The sequence below is a fragment of the Lysobacter sp. Root76 genome, assembly GCF_001428685.1.
Classification (GTDB): Bacteria; Pseudomonadota; Gammaproteobacteria; order Xanthomonadales; family Xanthomonadaceae; genus Lysobacter.
This window is the reverse complement of sequence record NZ_LMIK01000005.1, coordinates 67,212-85,566: the sequence shown is the minus strand read 5'-3', so window position 1 is coordinate 85,566 and position 18,355 is coordinate 67,212. Positions and strand designations below refer to the sequence as shown.

At 69.9% G+C, this 18,355-nt stretch carries 19 protein-coding genes; 9 read left to right on the top strand and 10 right to left on the bottom strand.

The window, feature by feature from the left end; all coding sequences use genetic code 11:
• Positions 1–145: 145 nt before the first annotated feature.
• From ASE10_RS07720 to ASE10_RS07695, 6 genes are all read left to right on the top strand, one after another.
• Positions 146–811, top strand: a complete 666-nt coding sequence (locus tag ASE10_RS07720) for a response regulator transcription factor (protein WP_055905515.1) — start codon at positions 146–148, stop codon at positions 809–811.
• On the top strand, positions 808–2,187 hold the full coding sequence (locus tag ASE10_RS07715; protein ID WP_055905512.1) for an ATP-binding protein: 1,380 nt from the start codon (positions 808–810) through the stop codon (positions 2,185–2,187). Before ASE10_RS07720 ends, ASE10_RS07715 begins: the two co-directional genes overlap by 4 nt.
• A 215-nt stretch (positions 2,188–2,402) precedes the next feature.
• On the top strand, positions 2,403–2,888 hold the full coding sequence (locus tag ASE10_RS07710) for a hypothetical protein (protein ID WP_055905819.1): 486 nt from the start codon (positions 2,403–2,405) through the stop codon (positions 2,886–2,888).
• Positions 2,889–2,956: 68 nt separating this feature from the next.
• A complete protein-coding gene (locus tag ASE10_RS20080; RefSeq protein WP_056306207.1) occupies positions 2,957–4,318 on the top strand; it encodes an NIPSNAP family protein in 1,362 nt (453 codons plus the stop codon).
• Between the two features lie 323 nt (positions 4,319–4,641).
• Entirely contained in the window at positions 4,642–5,340 is a 699-nt protein-coding gene (locus tag ASE10_RS07700) for a YafY family protein (protein ID WP_055905506.1), read from the top strand.
• 276 nt (positions 5,341–5,616) lie between these two features.
• Positions 5,617–6,003: an HU family DNA-binding protein gene (locus ASE10_RS07695; RefSeq protein WP_055905503.1), complete on the top strand. Its 387-nt coding sequence runs from the start codon at positions 5,617–5,619 to the stop codon at positions 6,001–6,003.
• Positions 6,004–6,239: 236 nt separating this feature from the next.
• Here the strand turns inward: ASE10_RS07695 and ASE10_RS07690 are convergent, their stop codons facing one another.
• Complete coding sequence (locus tag ASE10_RS07690) at positions 6,240–6,872, bottom strand: response regulator transcription factor (RefSeq protein ID WP_055905500.1); 633 nt, start codon at positions 6,870–6,872, stop codon at positions 6,240–6,242.
• Positions 6,869–8,005 carry a histidine kinase gene (locus tag ASE10_RS07685; RefSeq protein WP_055905498.1) on the bottom strand — a complete coding sequence of 379 codons (1,137 nt, stop codon included), beginning with the start codon at positions 8,003–8,005 and terminating at the stop codon, positions 6,869–6,871. Before ASE10_RS07685 ends, ASE10_RS07690 begins: the two co-directional genes overlap by 4 nt.
• Positions 8,006–8,150: 145 nt before the next feature.
• On the opposite strand from ASE10_RS07685, the gene ASE10_RS07680 reads away from it, so the two are divergent.
• Complete coding sequence (locus ASE10_RS07680) at positions 8,151–8,876, top strand: hypothetical protein (RefSeq protein ID WP_157481126.1); 726 nt, start codon at positions 8,151–8,153, stop codon at positions 8,874–8,876.
• A 171-nt stretch (positions 8,877–9,047) separates the two neighbouring features.
• Here the strand turns inward: ASE10_RS07680 and phhA are convergent, their stop codons facing one another.
• Entirely contained in the window at positions 9,048–9,941 is an 894-nt protein-coding gene (gene phhA, locus ASE10_RS07675; RefSeq protein ID WP_055905492.1) for a phenylalanine 4-monooxygenase, read from the bottom strand.
• A gap of 123 nt (positions 9,942–10,064) precedes the next feature.
• Between phhA and ASE10_RS07670 the strand changes: the two genes are divergently transcribed.
• On the top strand, positions 10,065–10,541 hold the full coding sequence (locus tag ASE10_RS07670; protein ID WP_055905489.1) for an Lrp/AsnC family transcriptional regulator: 477 nt from the start codon (positions 10,065–10,067) through the stop codon (positions 10,539–10,541).
• Positions 10,542–10,896: 355 nt separating this feature from the next.
• Here ASE10_RS07670 and ASE10_RS07665 read toward each other — a convergent pair whose 3' ends face one another.
• The 5 genes from ASE10_RS07665 to ASE10_RS07645 all read right to left on the bottom strand — a co-directional run bounded on the left by ASE10_RS07665 (position 10,897) and on the right by ASE10_RS07645 (position 15,297).
• Positions 10,897–11,589: an aspartate/glutamate racemase family protein gene (locus tag ASE10_RS07665; RefSeq protein WP_055905485.1), complete on the bottom strand. Its 693-nt coding sequence runs from the start codon at positions 11,587–11,589 to the stop codon at positions 10,897–10,899.
• Between the two features lie 150 nt (positions 11,590–11,739).
• Positions 11,740–13,458, bottom strand: coding sequence for a M20/M25/M40 family metallo-hydrolase (locus ASE10_RS07660; protein WP_056306205.1), 1,719 nt, complete (start codon positions 13,456–13,458; stop codon positions 11,740–11,742).
• Positions 13,459–13,494: 36 nt separating this feature from the next.
• Positions 13,495–14,055 carry a cysteine hydrolase family protein gene (locus ASE10_RS07655; RefSeq protein ID WP_056306203.1) on the bottom strand — a complete coding sequence of 187 codons (561 nt, stop codon included), beginning with the start codon at positions 14,053–14,055 and terminating at the stop codon, positions 13,495–13,497.
• Positions 14,056–14,078: 23 nt separating this feature from the next.
• Positions 14,079–14,450 carry a hypothetical protein gene (locus ASE10_RS07650; protein WP_055905476.1) on the bottom strand — a complete coding sequence of 124 codons (372 nt, stop codon included), beginning with the start codon at positions 14,448–14,450 and terminating at the stop codon, positions 14,079–14,081.
• Between the two features lie 82 nt (positions 14,451–14,532).
• Positions 14,533–15,297, bottom strand: coding sequence for a rhomboid family intramembrane serine protease (locus ASE10_RS07645; protein WP_056306201.1), 765 nt, complete (start codon positions 15,295–15,297; stop codon positions 14,533–14,535).
• Positions 15,298–15,511: 214 nt separating this feature from the next.
• On the opposite strand from ASE10_RS07645, the gene ASE10_RS07640 reads away from it, so the two are divergent.
• The gene (locus ASE10_RS07640; RefSeq protein WP_055905470.1) at positions 15,512–16,681 is read left to right on the top strand and encodes a class I SAM-dependent rRNA methyltransferase; all 1,170 of its coding nucleotides are present in this window, start codon (positions 15,512–15,514) and stop codon (positions 16,679–16,681) included.
• Between the two features lie 520 nt (positions 16,682–17,201).
• On the opposite strand, the gene ASE10_RS07635 is transcribed toward ASE10_RS07640, so the two are convergent.
• Both ASE10_RS07635 and ASE10_RS07630 read right to left on the bottom strand, forming a co-directional pair.
• Positions 17,202–17,534, bottom strand: coding sequence for a hypothetical protein (locus ASE10_RS07635; RefSeq protein WP_056306199.1), 333 nt, complete (start codon positions 17,532–17,534; stop codon positions 17,202–17,204).
• Between the two features lie 114 nt (positions 17,535–17,648).
• Positions 17,649–18,347 carry a hydrolase gene (locus ASE10_RS07630; RefSeq protein ID WP_082575566.1) on the bottom strand — a complete coding sequence of 233 codons (699 nt, stop codon included), beginning with the start codon at positions 18,345–18,347 and terminating at the stop codon, positions 17,649–17,651.
• Positions 18,348–18,355 lie beyond the last annotated feature (8 nt).

Here is an 18,355-nt window from a genome sequence, read left to right as displayed (position 1 = left end):
CCCGTGGGGTGGGCCGGCACGATCGATCCTGCGCGCCGGGTTTTAAGAAGTTTTTAAAGGCTTTAAGAACTTCTTAATCGCGCCGCGTCACGCTCCGCACTCGCTCCGCTCGCTCCCATCACGAAGTCCGGATACGGTTGCCGCAATGAACATCCTGCTGGTCGAAGACGACGTCATGCTCGCCGAGGCGGTGCGCGACGGCCTGCGCCAGAACGGTTTCGAGGTCGATTGGGTCGGCGACGCCGGCCTGGCCAAGACCGCGCTGGTCGACCACACCTACGCCGCGGTGCTGCTGGACCTGGGCCTGCCCGGCAGTTCCGGCCTGAGCGTGCTGTCGGCGCTGCGCGGGCGCTACGACGCCACCCCGGTGCTGATCCTGACCGCGCGCGACAAGCTCAGCGACCGCATCGTCGGCCTCGACGCCGGCGCCGACGACTACATCGTCAAACCCTTCCAGCCCGACGAGCTGTACGCGCGGTTGCGCGCGGTGATGCGGCGCAGCCAGGGCCGGGTGTCGCCGGTGCTCAGCTGCGGCGGCCTGGTGCTGGATCCGGCGCGGCGCGAAGTCAGCCGCGACGGCGAGCCGGTGACGCTGAGCGCGCACGAGTTCCGCACCCTGATGTTGCTGATGGAACGCCAGGGCCGCGTGGTCACGCGCGAGCAGCTCGAAGAGGCCGTGTACGGCAGTTCCGGCACCATCGAGAGCAACACCATCGCGGTCTACGTGCACCAGCTGCGGCGCAAGCTCGGCGACGGCGTCATCGCGACCGTGCACGGCTACGGCTACCGCATCGGCGGCGCCTCGGCATGAGGACGCGTTCGCTGCGCTGGCGCCTGACCTGGGTGCTGCTGAAGGCGGTGATGGTGGCCTGGCTGGTCTGGATGGGCTGCCAGGTCTGGCAGCAGCGCATGGAGCGCACCGGCCTGTGGGACGCCTCGCTGCGCGACATCGCCGCGCAGGTCCTGGGCTCGATGCCCGACGGCCTGAAGAACCTGCCGGCGCGCGCGCGTCCGCCCATCCCCAACGGCGCGCGCGATTGGAAGATGAGTTTCCAGGTCTGGGTCGAGGGCCGCAACGTGGTCTATTCGCCGGCCGCGCCGTTGGAGCCGCTGAAGCCGGACTACGCCGACGGTTTCGTCACGCGCGTGATCGACGGCGAGCGCTGGCGCGTGTACAGCCTCACCGATCCGCAGCGCGGCATCACCGTCCAGGTCGGCCGCTCCAAGTACCAGATCGCCAACGAGATGCGCGGCTGGATCGCCTGGAGCGTGCTCGCGGCGGCGCTGATCTTCGTGCTGTTCGGCATCGCCGTGTGGGGCGTGATCGGGCGCTCTCTGCGGCCGCTGACCGCGCTGCGCAACACCCTGCTGCAGCGCAAGCCGCTGGATCTCACTCCGCTGGTCGCGCCCGACCTGCCCAGCGAATTCCGGCCGCTGGTCGACGCCTTCAACGGCCAGCTCCAGCGCGTCGACAACGCGGTCCAGCACGAGCGCCGCTTCATTTCCGACGCCGCCCACGAGCTGCGCACGCCGCTGGCGGTGCTGACCGCGCACGCCGATCTGGCGCTGCGCGCCGAGACCATCGAGGAGAAGAACACCGCGCTGCAGCGGCTCGCCGCCGGCGTGCAGCGCAGCGCGCGACTGTCGGAGCAGCTGCTGGACATGGCGCGGCTGGACGCCGGCGTCGATGCCGCGCCGCTGCTGCCGGTGTCGTTGTCGGAACTGGTGGTGCTGGTGGTGCGGGATTTCGAAACCCTGGCCCGCGACCGCCGCCAGCGCGTGAGCCTGCAGTCCGAGCCCTGCAGGATCCTGGGCGACGTCGACCAGCTCGGCATCCTGCTGCGAAACCTGATCGACAACGCGGTGCGCTACGCCGGCATGGACGGCCAGGTCGCGGTGTCGTGCCTGCAGGCGACCCGCGACGGCGTGGCCGGCGTCGAGCTGCGCGTGGCCGACAACGGCCCCGGCGTGCCAGAGGCCGACCGCAACCGCATCTTCGACCGCTTCTTCCGCGTGCCCGGCCAGTCCACGCCCGGACGCCCCGACAGCGGCAGCGGCATCGGCCTGTCGCTGGTTGCGCGGATCGCCCAGATCCACGGCGCCAGCCTGCATCCCTGCGACGGCATCGACGGCTGCGGCTTCTGCATCGCGGTGTTTTTCCCGCGCGCGCCCGACCCGGTGCCGTGAATTCGCAAGCCAGGCTACTGACAGCAGGCTGGCAGCAGCCCAGGCGCAGTCTGTGCCGGTGCGATAGGCACAGGCGGAGCGTCAGCATGGACCGGCAACGACGACGAATCCTGCAATGGGGCGTGGCCGCCCAGGCGGCGGCGATCGCCGCCGCGCTGCCCGCGACCGCCGTGCTCGCGCACGCCGCCACCCCTTCCCCGACAGGACGCCCCGCCATGTCCCATCAAGACGACCGCCGCGACGGCCGCCACGATTTCGACTTCTATCACGGCCGCTGGCAGGTCAAGAACCGCCGCCTCAAGGAGCGCCTGGCCGGCAGCGACGAGTGGATCGAGTTCGACGCCGTCGACGAATGCAAACCGGTGCTCGGCGGCCTGGGCAGCATGGACCGTTACACCACCGACTGGGGCGGCGGCATCGTCGGCATGGCGCTGCGCCTGTACCGGCCGCAGACCGGGCAGTGGTACGTGTATTGGGCCAGCGACCGCGACGGCGTACTGGAACCGCCGCTGATCGGCGCCTTCCGCGACGGCGTCGGCGTGTTCGAAGGCCAGGAAGCGCACCAGGGCCGCATGCTGCCCTCGCGCGCGGTCTGGTCGGGCATCAACGAACGTAGCCTGCGCTGGGAACAGGCGCTGTCGCCCGACGGCGGCAAGACCTGGGAAACCAACTGGGTCATGCACATGACCCGGCTGGCCTGAGCGCCGCGCTACCGCCCGCAGAACGATCCCGTGAACCCCACGCGCGCAAGCGCGCAGCGAGACATGTCATGAACGACAGCACATCCGCCAACGACGGCCGCCACGATTTCGACTTCTTCCACGGCCGCTGGACGATCCGCAACGAACGCCTGCGCGAGCGCCTGGCCGGCTCGACCGATTGGGAGGTGTTCGAGGCCAGCCAGCGCTGCGAGCCCATCCTCGGCGGCCTGGGCAACGTCGACGACTTCGTCAGCGACTGGGGCCGCCCCGGCAGCGCCGAGAAATTCCTCGGCATGACCCTGCGCCTGTTCAATCCGGAAACCCGGCAATGGAGCCTGTACTGGGCCGGCAACCACGACGGCGTGCTGGAACCGCCGGTGGTGGGCGCGTTCAAGGACGGCGTCGGCACCTTCGTCGGCGCGGCCGAGCACGAAGGCCGCCCGGTCCTGGCCAAGTTCACCTGGGACCAGATCAGCGCCAACGCCGCGCACTGGCACCAGGCCTTCTCCGCCGACGGCGGCAAGACCTGGGAAACCAACTGGCACATGTGGATGCGCCGGATCGACGAAAGCGGCCGCCTGGTCCACGACGACGCGGTGATCGAACTGCGCCAGTACACGATGAACCCGGGGCGGCGCGACGATCTGATCGGCCTGTTCGAACGGGAGTTCATCGAAACCCAGGAAGCGGTCGGCATCCACGTGATCGGCCAGTTCCGCGACCTCGACGGGCCCGACCGCTACGTCTGGGTGCGTGGCTTCCCGGGCATGCGCGAGCGCGCCGCGGCGCTGAATTCGTTCTACTCCGGGCCGGTCTGGCAGCGCCACCGCGAGGCCGCCAACGCGACCCTGCTCGACAACGACGACGTGCTGCTGCTCAAGCCCGCGCGCCCGGGCTCCGGCTTCCCGCCGGCGCCGGCGGCGCGCGCGCCGGTCGGCGCCAGCCAGTTGCCCGAGGCGGTCTACGTCGCCGGCATCTGCTCGCTGAACGCACCGGCCGAGGACGGTTTCGGCGAGCTGTTCGACTCTGCGTTCGCGCCGCTGCTGCGCGCTTCGGGCGCGGAACTGGTCGCGACCTACCTGACCGACCCCAGCGAAAACAGCTTCCCGCGCCTGCCCGTGCGCGAGGGCGAGCGGGTGTTCGTGTGGTTCGCGCGCTACGCCGACGAAGACCATTGGGCGAACGCGACACGCGCGCTGAACCTGGACCCGCGTTGGCGCGACGTGCTGGTGGAAGCGATGTTGGGCGACCTGGCCGCGGCCCCGGTACTGCTGCGGCTGGGCCCGGTCGTGCGCTCCGAGCTGGCCGACGCCGACGCACCGCGGAAGGCCGCGGCCGCGACGGTGGCCCGCGCCATGGCGATGGCCGCAGCGGTCGGCGACCCGCGCCACGGCCGCGATTCGGACACGGAATTGGCGGTCGCTTCGTAAGGCGAGCGTCGGATCGCCGCCGTCCGAAGTGCGAGCCTCAGTATTTCGCGCAATAGCGCTCGATAGTCCTTTTCAGGCGCTCTTGGCCCCCTCTCCCGCTCGCGGGAGAGGGCTGGGGTGAGGGCAAGCGCAAGCGCCGCGCCACCGCGCAATGCCGCTACCCGCCATCCCCACAAGCGCGCGCATCCAGCGACATCCACACCCTCTCCCACCCAGCCAGACGAATCTCAATCGCTCCCCCCAGCCGACACCCAAACACCCACCGCCATGCCCCGTTCCCCCGCCCGTGTTGAGCCCGGACCCGCGTCGCGGGATCATGCGGCATGCGCCGCGCCGACCGATTGTTCCTGCTGATCCATGCCCTGCGCGGACGCCGCCAAGCGATCACCGCCCAGCAGCTCGCAAAGACGCTGGCGGTATCGCTGCGCACGGTCTACCGCGACGTCGCCGACCTGCAGCGCTCCGGCGTGCCGATCGAGGGCGAGGCCGGAGTCGGTTACGTGCTGCGCAAGGGGTCGGACATCCCGCCGCTGATGTTCAGTCCCGACGAGCTCGAAGCCCTGGTGGTCGGCACGCGCTTCGTGCGCGCGTTCGCGGGCGAGCGCCTGGGCGAAAGCGCGACCGCGGCCCTGCTCAAGATCGAGGCGGTGCTGCCGCCGGAGCTCAAGGACCGCAGCCGGCGCACCCGCATCTTCGCGCCCCAGCTCGGCGACCGGATCGAGGCCAGCGGCCTGATCGACGTCCTGCATGCGGCGATTTCCGACCTGCGCGTGCTGCGCCTGCTCTACCGCGACGGCGAAGCGCGCGCCAGCCAGCGCGAGGTCGAACCGCTGTGCCTGTCGTTCTGGGGCGGCAGCTGGACCCTGGGCGCCTGGTGCCGCCTGCGCGGCGATTTCCGCAACTTCCGGCCCGACCGCATCGTCGAGTACGCGGCCACCGGCGAGACCTTCGGCGACAGCCGCGAGCGCGGCCTCGACGCCTATCTGCGTTCGGTCGGCGCCAATCCTGCCGACGTCCGTTGAACCGCGGAGCGCGCGCGAGGAGCGCGTGACGACGGTCGACGCGGCGCATTCGGGCCGCTTTCGCGGTGCCATTCCTGCTGCGGCGCGGCGCGTTTTCGACCCGATTTCGAGCCGTTCCGCACCCGCGTCGGCGACCGCTCGGGCGCGCAAGTGAAAAAAAAGCGCTTTTTCCGCCATTCGGCGCTTGGCGCGGCCGCCGTGTTGTCCTACATTCCGCCTTGCCGAAGGGGTTTCCTGGCAAACCATCCATTCATCGAGCATCACCGGGACAATTAAATGGCGACGAAGAAGAAAGTTGTAGCGAAGAAGAAGGCGGCTCCGAAGGCTGCCGCCAAGCCGGCCGCTCCGAAGCCGATCAAGGAAGCGCTGAGCAAGTCGGGCCTGGTCGCCCACTTGGCCGAAACCACGGGTGTGGTCGCCAAGGACATCCGCTCGGTGCTGTCGGCGCTGGAAGGCGCCGTGCACGCGTCGATCAGCAAGAAGGGCGCGGGTGCGTTCACCCTGCCGGGCCTGCTGAAGATCACGGCCGTCAACGTGCCGGCCAAGCCGAAGCGCAAGGGCATCAACCCCTTCACCAAGGAAGAGCAGTGGTTCGCTGCGAAGCCGGCTTCGGTGAAGGTCAAGGTGCGTCCGCTGAAGAAGCTCAAGGACGCCGCGGCCTGATCGCCCGTCTCGCGGAGCGCGGCCCCGCGCCGCCTCCGCACACCGCCCTCTCCCGTTCGCGGGAGAGGGTTGTGGTCGCCACGCCGACCCGGGCCCGGGCCCGAGAACCCGTACCCATCAAGTCCGTACTTATCGAGCCCGCTCCCATCGAGCCCGTTCCCATCGAGCTCGCACCAGCCAGCCGTTTGCCGGCTTGGCTCATTGCAGCGGCCCTCTTCGGCCGCGCCTGCGCAGCCTCAGATCACCCGTAGCGTGATCGCCTTCAGCACCGCACGGGTGCGGTCGCGGGTGTCCAGCTTCTCCAGGATCACCGACACGTAATTCTTGACCGTGCCCTCGGCCAGGAACATCGCGCGTGCGATTTCCTTGTTCGAATAGCCGCCGGCCATCAGCCGCAGCACCGAGACTTCGCGCTCGGTGAACAGCGCGCGCGGCGCGTCGTCGGCGTGGTAGCGGTAACGCGCGCGCACCGGCTCGGTGCTGACCGGCTGCAGCAGGGTGTCGCCGGCGGCGACGCGCACGATCGCGTCGTACAGATCCTCCGGCGCGGCGTCCTTGAGCAGGAAGCCCTGTGCGCCGGCCTCGGTCGCGCGCAGCAGCAGGTCGCCGTCGTCGAAGGTGGTCAGCAGCAGTACCGGGGTGCGGTCGCCGCGTTCGCGCAGCCGCACCAAGGCCTCGATCCCGTCCAGCCCGGGCATGCGGATATCGCTAAGCACCACGTCGACCGGCGTTTCCTGCAGACGGTCCAGCAGCGCCTGGCCGTCGTCGGCTTCGAACGCGATGCTCACGCCCTGCAGCTCCAGCAAGGCGCGCAAACCGGCGCGGACCAGGGCCTGATCGTCGGCCAGTGCGATCCGCGGCGGGCTCATGCGGGCAGCTCCGCGTCGATCCGCAGCGCGCCGCGCAGCGTGGTCTGCAGGACCAGGGTGCCGCCGGCCGCGGTCACGCGCTCGCGCATGCCGGCCAGGCCGTTGCCCTCGCACAGCGTGCCGCGCAGATGGCCGTCGTCCTCGACGCCGACCCGCAGCCGCTTGCCGTCGCGCACGATCGTCACCCGTACGTGTTCGGCATCGGCATGGCGGGCGCTGTTGGTCAGCGCTTCCTGGACCAGGCGCAGGATGGTTTCGGCGATGGCCGGATCGGTGAGGTGGACATCGTCGGCGATGCTCAGCTCCAGGCGCGGCCGCGGCAGCGGCGCGGCCAGTGCGCGCAGGGCCACGCCCAGGTCCAGCCCGCGCGTGTCGCGCAGGGCCTGGACCACGTTGCGGATGTCGCCCAGCAGTTCGGTCGACAGGCGCTGCGCGATCGCGATTTCGGAGCGCTTGGCGTAGTCCGGATCGGCGGCGAGCGCGCGCAGGTTCAAGGTCATGGCGGTGAGTTTATGCCCGGCGACGTCGTGCAGTTCGCGCGCCACCCGCAGGCGCTCGGCGTCGCGCGCGCTGTCGGCCAGCAGGGCGCGCGTGGCCAGCAGGTCGGCGTTGACGCGCGAGAGCTGGTCGCGGGCCTCTTCGGCTCGGCGCGCGTAGTGCGCGATCAGCGACGAGAATGCCTGGAAGCCGGCGAAGATCAGCACCACGATCAGGGCCGAGTTGTGGCCCGATGCGCGCAGCAGCAGGTACAGGGCCAGATCGATCAACACGGTCGCCGTCAGCGTGACCCGCGCCGGATAGATCATTGCCAGCTGCGCCGACAGGATCACCAGCAGCGCCGGTGCGGTGCCGCCGCGTGGCGCGGTCCAGGTCACCGCCAGCGCGCAGACCGCTTCGGCCGCCAGCAGCAGCGCGGTCGCCACGCGCCGGTCGCGCGGCACGAAATCGCCGATCAGGAAGGCCAGGCCGAAACCCGCCATCGCCAGCCACTGCCAGAGCCCGTCGTCGGCGTTGTCGTAACGCAACGACAGCGCCACCGCCAGCCAGGTCAGCAAGGCCGGCAGGTTGAGCGGTTGGAAGATCACGCGCAGGAACGCGTTGCCCAGGATCACTCGTTCGAATAGCGACTTCATGCGGCCATGCTGCGTGCGCCCGCGACCGCTGGCAATGCCCGTTCGGCGAAAGGTGACTTCCGGCAGGTCGCGGCGGTGACCGCCGACACTGCGCCGCGCCGCGGCGGCAGCGGAGGCTGTGCGAAACCGCCAAGGAGCCGCTGTCATGACTGCTTACTCGATGCTGGTGGCCACGCACGGAACCATCGGCGTGGTCGCGCTGGGCACGTTCTGGGCCGCCGCCGCGCTGCGCAAGGGCAGCCCGCTGCATCGCCGTTTCGGCCAGGTCTATCTGCTGGCGATGCTGGGCATCCTGATCACTGCGGTGCCGATGGCCGTGGTGCGCTACCTGCAGGGACAGCTCTACATCGCGGTGTTCCTGGGATACCTGGTGGCGATCACCGCCAACGGCGTCTGGGCCGCGTGGCGCGCGATCCGCGACAAGCACGATGTCGTGCGCTACACCGGACCGGTGTACGTCGCCTCCGGCGTGCTGGCGCTGCTGGCCGGCCTGGGCGTGCTCGCGCTGGGCGTGCGCGACGGCTCGCCCTTGTTCATCGGCTTCTCGTCGATCGGCCTGTTCGTCGGTTACGACACGCTCAAGAAGCGCCGGCATCGCCAGCGGCTGGCCGCGCGGCCGCGCTGGTGGATGATCGAGCACTACAGCGCGATGCTGGGCAACGGCATCGCCACTCACGTCGCCTTCCTGGCGATCGGCCTGCCGCGCCTGCTGCCGGCGGCGGACGGCGTGGCCCTGCATTACTTCGCCTGGTTCGGTCCGCTGGTCGCGGCGGTGATCGCAAAGGTGTGGCTGGACCGCAAGCATGCGCCGCGCAAACCCGTCGCCGCCTCGGGTACCGCGATCGCGGCCGGAAGTTCGCGCCCGGCGTGATCGCGGCCACGGCGACGACATTCCGTTCGGCTATGAGCACTGCGCCGGTGCGTCGCGGGCGTGTCCATCATCGGCCGTAGCAGGCCCGATGGAGCGGCGCGCTGGCCGCTCCTTGCGCTGCATCCAGTCGTCCGCGCGTCGGTGCCGCGGAGTTCCGGCACCCGGCGCCGCTCAGACGTCGCCGTCGTTGAGCCAGCCCTCGCCGGTGCCGCGGTGGTAGACGGCGTCGCCGGACAGCACATCGCCGGCCGGCACCGAGCCCTGCTCGGCGAGCCGGGCGTAGAGCGGGGTGAAGTCCGGCGCGGTCGCGTCCATCAGCTGTTCGAAGCTGTCGATCACGAAGTAGGTCTTCTGGTAGGTATCGATGCGGTAGCGCGTGCGCATGATCCGCTCCAGATCGAAACCGATGCGATTGGGCGCGTCCGAATCCAGACAGTAGATCGACTCGCTCTTGGACGAGACGATGCCGCTGCCGTAGATGCGCAGCCCGTCGGCCTGCTTGATCAGGCCGAATTCCACCGTGTACCAGTACAGCCGGGTCAGGTTGACCAGGGCCTCGGGCCCGATCGCGTGCGCCTTCACGCCGCCGCGGCCGTAGGCCTGCATGTAGTCGGCGAACACCGGGTTCATCAGCAGCGGCACGTGACCGAACAGGTCGTGGAACAGGTCGGGCTCGCTGAGGTAGTCGATCTGCTCGGGCTTGCGGATCCACCAGGTCACCGGGAAGCGGCGGTTGGCCAGGTGATCGAAGAAGGTCAGTTCCGGCAGCAGGCCCTCGACGCCGACCAGTTCCCAGCCGGTGGCCGCGCGCAGCACGGCGTTGAGGTCGTCGAACTTGGGGATGCGGTCGGGCGTCATGTGCATGGCGCGCTGCGCGGTCAGGAACTCGTCGCTGGCGCGGCCGACCAGCACCTGCTGCTGGCGCTCGAACAGCTGCGCCCACATCGCATGGTCGCCGGCGCTATACGTCGACCACGGCTGCTCCACCACGGCGGTCGTATAGACCGGCACGTAGCCTTTGTCGGTGAGCTGGTGTTCGACGCGCTGCGGCGTGGTGGCGTTCATGGCGGTGTTTCCTGGTTGATCCGTGACTGTATCGCCGGATACGCGCAAGAAGCTTGCGTTGTTGCGCTGGAACTCGGTTGTGGCGCATGATTCTTGCGTCATTAACGAAATAATTGCACGAATATGGCCGCCGTCGAGCTGGATCGCACCGACCTGTTGCTGCTGGCCGAACTCCAGCGCCAGGGCCGCCAGACCAATGCCGAACTGGCCGAGCGCGTGCACTTGTCGGCTTCGGCCTGCCTGCGCCGGGTCCAGCGCCTGGAACGCGAGGGCGTGATCGCCGGCTACCGCGCCGAGGTCGATCCCGAACGCATCGGCCTGGGCCTGCAGGCCTTCGTGCGCGTGCAGCTCAACCACCACGATACCGACGCGCTGGAGTCGTTCCGGCGTTTCGTCAACGAATGGGACGAGGTCGTCACCTGTCATGCGTTGACCGGCGACATGGACTACCTGCTGCTGGTGGCGGTGCGCGACCTGGAGCACTTCTCGCACTTCCTGCTCGACCGCCTGCTCAACCAGGCGGGCGTGGCCGACATCAATTCCAGCTTCGTGCTGCGTACGGTGAAAGCGTTCCGCGGGCTGCCGCTGCCGGCGAAGTAGCGCGGAGTCGAGGCGGCCGGAGCTGTCTGTGGGAGCGGCGTGAGCCGCGATGGGAGTTGGGCGGGTGCGCCGCTTCATGGATGAGTCGCGGCTCACGCCGCTCCTACCCCAAGGCGGGGGTGCGCTGGGAAGTGGAGAGACGATCGCGGCTTACGCCGCTCCCACAGAAGGCAGAAGGCAGAAGGCAGAAGGCGGAAGGCGGAAGGCGAATTCGGAGCGAAACCCGCCAGCAGGCGAAGTTCGCGGTCGCGGCTCACGCCGCTCCTACCCCAAGGCGGGGGGTGCGCTGGGGAGTGGAGAGACGATCGCGGCTTGCGCCGCTCCCACGGAGAGCGGCCCATGGCCGCACGGTGGACTACCCGATCGCCGTCAGCGCCGCCGCCTGCGCATGCAGCGCGGTGGTATCGAAGGCCGGCACCTCGATATCGTCCTGGCCGATCAGCAGGCCGATCTCGGTGCAGCCCAGGATCACACCCTGGGCGCCGCGCGCGACCAGGCCGGCGATGATCTCGCGGTAAGCCTGGCGCGAGGCGTCGCGGATCGTGCCCAGGCACAGCTCGTCGTAGATCACCCGGTGGACCAGTTCGCGCCCGGCCTCGTCCGGCACCAGCACCTCCAGGCCATGGCTTTCGCTCAGGCGCCGGCGGTAGAAGTCCTGCTCCATGGTGAAGCGCGTGCCGAGCAGGGCGACGCGCTGCAGGCCGGCGGCGCGGATCGCCGCGCCGGTCGGATCGGCGATGTGCAGCAGCGGCAGCTCGGAGATCGCTTCGACCTGCGCGGCGACCTTGTGCATGGTGTTGGTGCAGATCACCAGCAGCTCCGCGCCGCCCAGGCGCAGCCCGCGCGCGGCCTCGCCGAGCACGCGCCCGGCCTGCTTCCAGTCGCCGGCATGCTGCAGGCGCTCGATCTGGGCGAAGTCGACGCTGTACAGCAGCAGCCGCGCCGAATGCAGGCCGCCCAGGCGTTCCTTCACGGTTTCGTTGATCTGGCGGTAGTAGGGAACCGTCGATTCCCAACTCATGCCGCCGAGCAGGCCGAGTGTTTTCATGGGCCGAGTATAAGGACGGGCGCAGTCGTAGCGTCGGCCATGGGTAGGATGTGGTGAGCGCAGCGAACCGCATCATCGCCGCTGCCCATATTCACGCCGAGCGCGAGCAGGAACGACCATCGCCGCAGCGGAGCGAGGCGGGCGTTGCGATCAATCGGCATGCGCATCGCCTCCGGAACCATCGGTGCCGAAACGCTGGCCGAAGAAGTCGCCGGCGTTCCAGGTCGGGCGTTGCGGCGCGTCGCCGATCAGCCGCCCCAGGCGCGCGTTGAGGCGGGCCAGCCGCGCCGCGTCGGCGTACTGGATGGGCTGGCTCGTGTCGTCGCCGGGCTGGTGGTAGCGCTGGCTCAAGTAGTTGCGTTGCGCTGCACGCGGGTCGGCGCCGAAGCGCGCGCCCTCGACGCCGCCGTTGAGGTACACCGCCGGCACGCCGGCGCGGATGAAGGCGTACTGGTCGCTGCGCACGAACATGTTCTGTTCCGGCGCCGGGTCCGGCGACAGCGCCACGCCGACGTCCTTGGCGGCCTGGCGCACCAGCGGCGCCAGGCTGGAATGCTCGATCCCGACCGGCACCACATCGCGGGTCGGCGCCAGCAGGATCGGCATGTCGAGATTGAGATTGGCGACCAGGGACGCGGCCGGCACGGTCGGGTGCTGGGCGAACCACTGCGCGCCCAGCAATCCCTTTTCCTCGCCGGTGACCGCGACGAACAGGATCGAACGCCGCGGCGGGGTCGGCGCGGCGGCGAGTTTGCGCGCGGCCTCCAGCATCACCGCCACGCCCAGGGCGTTGTCGATGGCGCCGTTGTAGATCGCATCGCCGTCCACCGGCGGGCCGATGCCGACGTGGTCCAGGTGCGCGCTGAACACCACGTGCTCGGCCGACAACCGGCGGTCGGAACCGGGCAGGCGCGCGACCACGTTGCGCGATTCCAGCGGCGCGACGGTGTTGCGCGCGGCCAGGACGATGCGGCCGGGCAGATCGAAACCGCGCAGGCGGCCGGCATCGGTGGCCTGGTACAGCTCGGCGGCGGTGTGGCCGTTGCCGGACAGCAGCACGTCGGCCACCGCCGCGCTGACCCGTGCGACCACGCGCAGCGACGGCGTGCTGTCGATCGCGCGGCCGTCGCTGCCGCGCAGGCGCATGCCGGGGCGTTGCCAGTCTTCGGCCGAGCGCGCCCAGGGGTAGGTCTGCTCGTCGCCGGTGGTGGCCACGAACACGGCGCCGACCGCGCCGCGTTCGGCCACGGCGCGCAGCTTCTCTTCGGTGCTGGCGTAGAAGGCGCGCTGATCGGGCGCGAAGCGCGCCGGCGCGCCGCCGAACAGCACCGCGATCTTGCCGCGCAGGTCCAGGCCGGCGAAATCGTCGTGGCGCAGTTTCGGCGCGTGCACGGCCTGGGCCACGAACACGGCCGGCGCTTCGACGCGGGCTTCGGGCTGGTCGTAGTTGAGCAGCGGCAGGAACTGGTCGCGGAAGCGCAGCGCGGTGGTCGCGCCGTTGCGCTCGATCACCAGTTCGTTGCCCTCGGCCAGGCGCTGCGCGCGCAACAGCGGCACGCGCTGGGTGTAGCCGCCGTCGTCGCCGGCCGGACGCAGGCCCATCGCACGCAGGCGTTGGGCGACGTAGAGCGCGGCCAGGTCGTGGCCGCGGCTGCCGGTCTCGCGGCCTTCGAGCAGATCGTCGGCGAGGTAGCGCACATCGGCTTCGATGCGGCGCGCATCGGCCGCGGCGGATTCGTCGTAGCCCTCGTCGGGCGCCGCGCGCTGGCAGGCGCTCAGCGCCAGGGCGGCGGCGAGCAGCAGCAGCGGACGGCGGAAGATCGACAGGCGCGGCATGCTCGGCGGGGGCGCGTGGAAGGCCGGTAGCATCGCATGGGATCCGCGCTGCGCGGCCGCACGCGGGGTTCAGCGCAGGGCGACGCCGCCGTTGCGTACGAACTGGATGTCGGCGCTGTCGACCGCGCGGATCTCGACCCCGAAGCTGACGATGTCGGCCAGGGTCGCGTTGTGGTGCTCGCGGATGCGCGCGGCGGTCAGGTGCGGTTTGTCGTGGGTGGTATGGGCGTCGGCGGCCAGGGTCACCGGGTAGCCGAGCGCGGCGGCGCGGCGGGTGGTGGTGTCGACGCAGAAGTCGCTGGCGTAGCCGCCGATCACCAGATGATCGACGCCCAGCGATTGCAGCAGCGATTCCAGACCGGTGCGCAGGAATGCGTCGGGCGAGGTCTTGCCGACCACCAGGTCGTCGTCGTGCACGTCGAGTTTGGCCTGGAACGCCCAGCCCGGCGTGCCGGGTTCGAGCAGCGTGCCGATGCGTTCGTGGCGGACGAAGATCACCGGGGTTCCGGCGTCGCGCGCGCGTGCGATCAGCGCGTTGAGGCGCGCGATCACCGCGTCGGCGTCGTCCGGGCGCGGCTCGCCGTCGAACAGGCCGCTTTGGACGTCGATCACCAGCAGGGCAGGGGTCATGGGGGATCCGCTGAAAGACGCGCTCAGGGCGTGCGCCAGGTGCCGCCGGTGCTTTCGCAACTGCGTTGGGTGATCGCCAGCATCTGCGCGTTGCGAGCGTAGTAGTAGGTGCGGACCTTCTGGCCCATCGGATTCTCGCAGACGCCGCCGGCTCCGGCCGGGCAAGCGGGGCCGACGGTGGCGGTGGCGTTGCCGCCGGCGTTCTGGATCGAGCCGACGTTGGATTCGCACTGCGCCTTGTAGGCGCCGGACGGGTTGGCGGTGTCGACTTCGCTGCATTCCATGAACGGTGCGCCGTAGAGATTGCCCTGAATCAGGCAGGCGCCCTTGGCGGCGGCGAGCGGGCTGGCGAGCGCCAGCGCGCACAGGACCAGGCTGGGGGAAACCAGACGCATTGGGCGGACTCCTTGTGACCGAAAGTGGTGCGATCTACGCATCACTCTAGCCTGCCGCCGCGACGGGGTTAAGCCGCAGCGTTCATGGTTCGCGGCGCGGCGGGAAGCGCAGGACCACGCCCGGTTCGGGATCGGGGCGGTTCCACAGCACCGGCACTTCGCGCGGGCTGGGCGGTTCGAGCTCGTCCACGGCCGGCACCATGCTGTCTTCCTCGTCTTCCCAGCTGTAGCGCTTGCGCGGCGCCAGCGGGTCGCTGCGGCGGAACAGGAAGGCCGCGATCACGCCCGCCACCGCGCCGCCCAGGTGCGCCTGCCAGGAAATGCCCGGCTCGCGCGGAAGGATGGTCAGCAGCATGCCGCCGTAGAACATGAAGGCGATCATGGCCGCGGCGATCGACGGGCGGTCGCGACGCAGCAGGCCCAGCACGAACACCAGGAACATCAGGCCGTGGGTCAGGCCGCTGGCGCCGAGGTGATGGCTGCCGACGCTGCCGAGCAACCACGCGCCCAGGCCCGAACCCAGCCAGATCAGCGGCAGCGCCCGCACGGTGGCGCGCGGATACACGCCGCCGGCGAGCGTGCCCAGCATCAGCAACGAGATCGCGTTGGTGGCCAGGTGCTCGATCGAGCCGTGCAGCAGCGGCGCGGTCAGCAGGCCGAGCAGGCCCTCCGGCGACCACGGCTGCACCGCCCACGCGCCCACGTCGAACTGGCCCTGGGCGGTGTAGACGGCGGCGAGCACCAGCACGAAGGCCAGGCTGGCGTTGAGCGCGCGCAACAGCCGGCCGCGGTCGGCTTTGCGCTGGGCCGGGGTGTCGGGCGGGGCTTCGTGAGTGGGCAGGTGCATGTTTGCGAGATTGGCACCGGCGCCGGCGAATACAAGCCGCGCCCCGCGGGCCAGTTCGTCCCGCGAGTGGGACAGGGATGCCGCGCACGCTTCGTCGCCCGGCCGGCGGGGCTTGCGGCGGGGCGCAAGCGCGCGCCGCGTCGAAAGGCCGGCAACTGCGGCGATTTCCGGGCAAATCCCCCGGCTGCGCACGCAACCCGCGTAAAATGCGCCGATGAATAGCGACCTGCCCTCCGTACGCCTCAAGAACGCCTGGAAATCCACCCATCCCTGGATCTTCCAGCGCCTGGTCGACAAGCCCGCCCAGCGTCCCAAGCCCGGCTCCATCGTCGAAGTCTTCGGCGTGGACGGCGACTGGATCGGCCGCGGCTTCTACAACGGCCATTCGCGCATCGCCCTGCGCATGCTCGAAAACGATCCGAACGTGGCGGTCGACGCGGACTGGTTCGCGCGCAAGATCGCCGCGGCGGTGTCGCTGCGCCGCGACGTGCTGCGCCTGGACGAGGTCAGCGACGCCTGGCGCGTGGTCCACAGCGAAGGCGACGGCCTCAGCGGCCTGGTCGTGGACCGCTACGGCGACCTGCTGGTGGTCGAGTACTTCAGCGCCGGCGCGTTCCGCTACCGCGAATGGATCTACGACGCCCTGCGCGCGCAGTTCCCGGGCTGCCGCTTCTACGCCTTCGCCGACGAGCACGTGCAAAAGCAGGAGAGCTTCGACTTCCGCGGCACCGAGGCCGTGCCGCCGGCCGTCATCACCGAGTACGGCATCCGCTTCCGCGCCGACCCGGCCGGCGCGCACAAGACCGGCTTCTTCGCCGACCAGCGCGAGAACCGCGAATGGCTGTCGCAACAGGTCGCCGGCAAGCGCGTGCTCGACCTGTGCTGCAACACCGGCGGTTTCGGCGTCTACGCCAAGGCGCGCGGCGCCGAGGAAGTGATCGGCGTGGACATCGACGCCGACGTCATCAACATCGCCAAGGGCAACGCCAAGCTCAACAACGCCCACGTCAAGTTCGTGCAGGCCGACATCTTTCCCTACCTGCGCGATATGGGGAACGCCGGCGAGCGTTTCGACGTGGTGATCCTGGACCCGGCCAAGATGACCCGCGACCGCGAGCAGGTGATCCCGGCGCTGAAGAAGTATCTGGATATGAACAAGCTCGCCCTGGGCGTGGTCAAGCCCGGCGGCCTGTTCGCGACCTTCTCCTGCACCGGCCTGGTCAGCGAGGAGCAGTTCCTCGACATGATCCGCCGCGCCGCCTTCTACGCCGGGCGCACGGTGCAGGTGCTGAAGGTGTCCGGCGCCGGCGCCGACCACCCCTGGCTGGCGCAGGTGCCGGAATCGCGTTATCTCAAGGCGGTGTTCTGCCGCGTGCTGGACTGAGCGGAACGTCGTAACTCGCGCGAGTCGCGGGCTGCGGCGACAGCCGCGCCCTCGCGAAAGCTCGAATGGGCGCGTCCTGCTCTCTGTAGGAGCGGCGTAAGCCGCGATCGCGGGAATGCGCACGGCGTCGCGGGCTACGGTCCGCGTCGCTCGTGAATTCCATTCATGACGGCACGATCCATGTGGGTCGTAATCGCGCCGGTCGTCGATCGCGGCTTACGCCGCTCCCACAGGAAGCGGGCACGGTCCGCGTCGTTGGTGAATGCCATTCATGGCGGCACGATCCGTGTGGGTCGTAATCGCGCCGGCCGTCGATCGCGGCTTACGCCGCTCCCACAGGAAGCGGGCACGGTCCGCGTCGTTGGTGAATGCCATTCATGGCGGCACGATCCATGCGGGTCGTAATCGCGCCGGTCATCGATCGCGGCTTACGCCGCTTCCACAGGAAGCGGGCTCGGCCTCAGTCGCTGGGGTGTAAGCCGTCACCGCGACCATGCTCCCATCCGAAGCAAGCCCGGCCTCAAGCCGCGGTCGCGTAAGCCGCCCCCGCGACTACCAGGGCCACAGCCGCCACCGCCAGCGACGCCAGGCTCAAGCGATGCGCGCGCCGCAGCCGCTGCTCCAGCGTCATCGACGCCTGCTGCAGCGAGGTGATGGTCTTCTGCATTTCCGCCGCCAGCACCTTGATCGATTCGGCGTTCTGCGCGGCCACGTCCTGCAATTCGGTGATCTGCAGCGCCACCACGTCCGAAGGCGGGGCGATGGCCTGCGGCGGCGGGCGGGTGAAGTAGGGCCGCGCCAGGCGCAGGATTTCGGGGATCAATGGTGCGGCGACGGTGAACCAGGCGGCCATGGCGACTCCGGGCGGCGGCAACGCGCCGCGATCACGATGAGGGAGCCGCCACTGTAACGCCGACGGCCGCAACGACTTGTCGCGATCCGGCCGTCGGCCTGCGCTGGTGCGCGATTACTTGCGCGGCGCGACCATGCGCTGGTGGTAGTCGATGCCCTGGCCCCAGGCGCCGCCATGCTCCTGCGCGATCTTCTGCACCTGCGCGCCGGTGTTGCCGCGCGCCCAGTCGCCCTGCCATTCCAGCATCACCGCCATCCAGGTCACCGGCACCGCGCCGGCCTGGATCATGCGCTGCACCGCCATCTCGTGCGATTCGCGCGACACGTCGGCGCTGGCGTCGACCACCACGTAGACCTCGTAGCCGTCCTTCAGCGCCGACAGCACCGGCAGGGTCACGCAGCTGTCGGTCCACAGGCCGCTGACCAGCAGCTTCTTGCGGCCGGTGGCGGCGATCGCGGCGCGCACGCGCGGGTCCTGCCAGGCGTCGATCGAGGTACGGTCGACCGGGGTCAGCTCCGGGCGCGCGTCGGTCAACTGGCGGAACAGCGGGCCGCCGAAACTCTGCGCGCTGATGGTGGCGTAGGTGGTCGGCACCTCGAAGGCCTTGGCGGCCTTGCTCAGGCCGACCGCGTTGTTGATCAGTTCGACCACCGGGATCGACTGCACCGAGAACACGAACTGCGGTTGGTAGTCGACCATCAGCAGCACGCTGTTGTCGCGGGTCAGCGGCTCGCGCAGGTCGGCGTGGGCGGGCGCGGCGGCGGCGAGGGCAACGATGGCGGCGAAGGCGTAGCGGGCGAATGCGAGGTACATGACAGAAG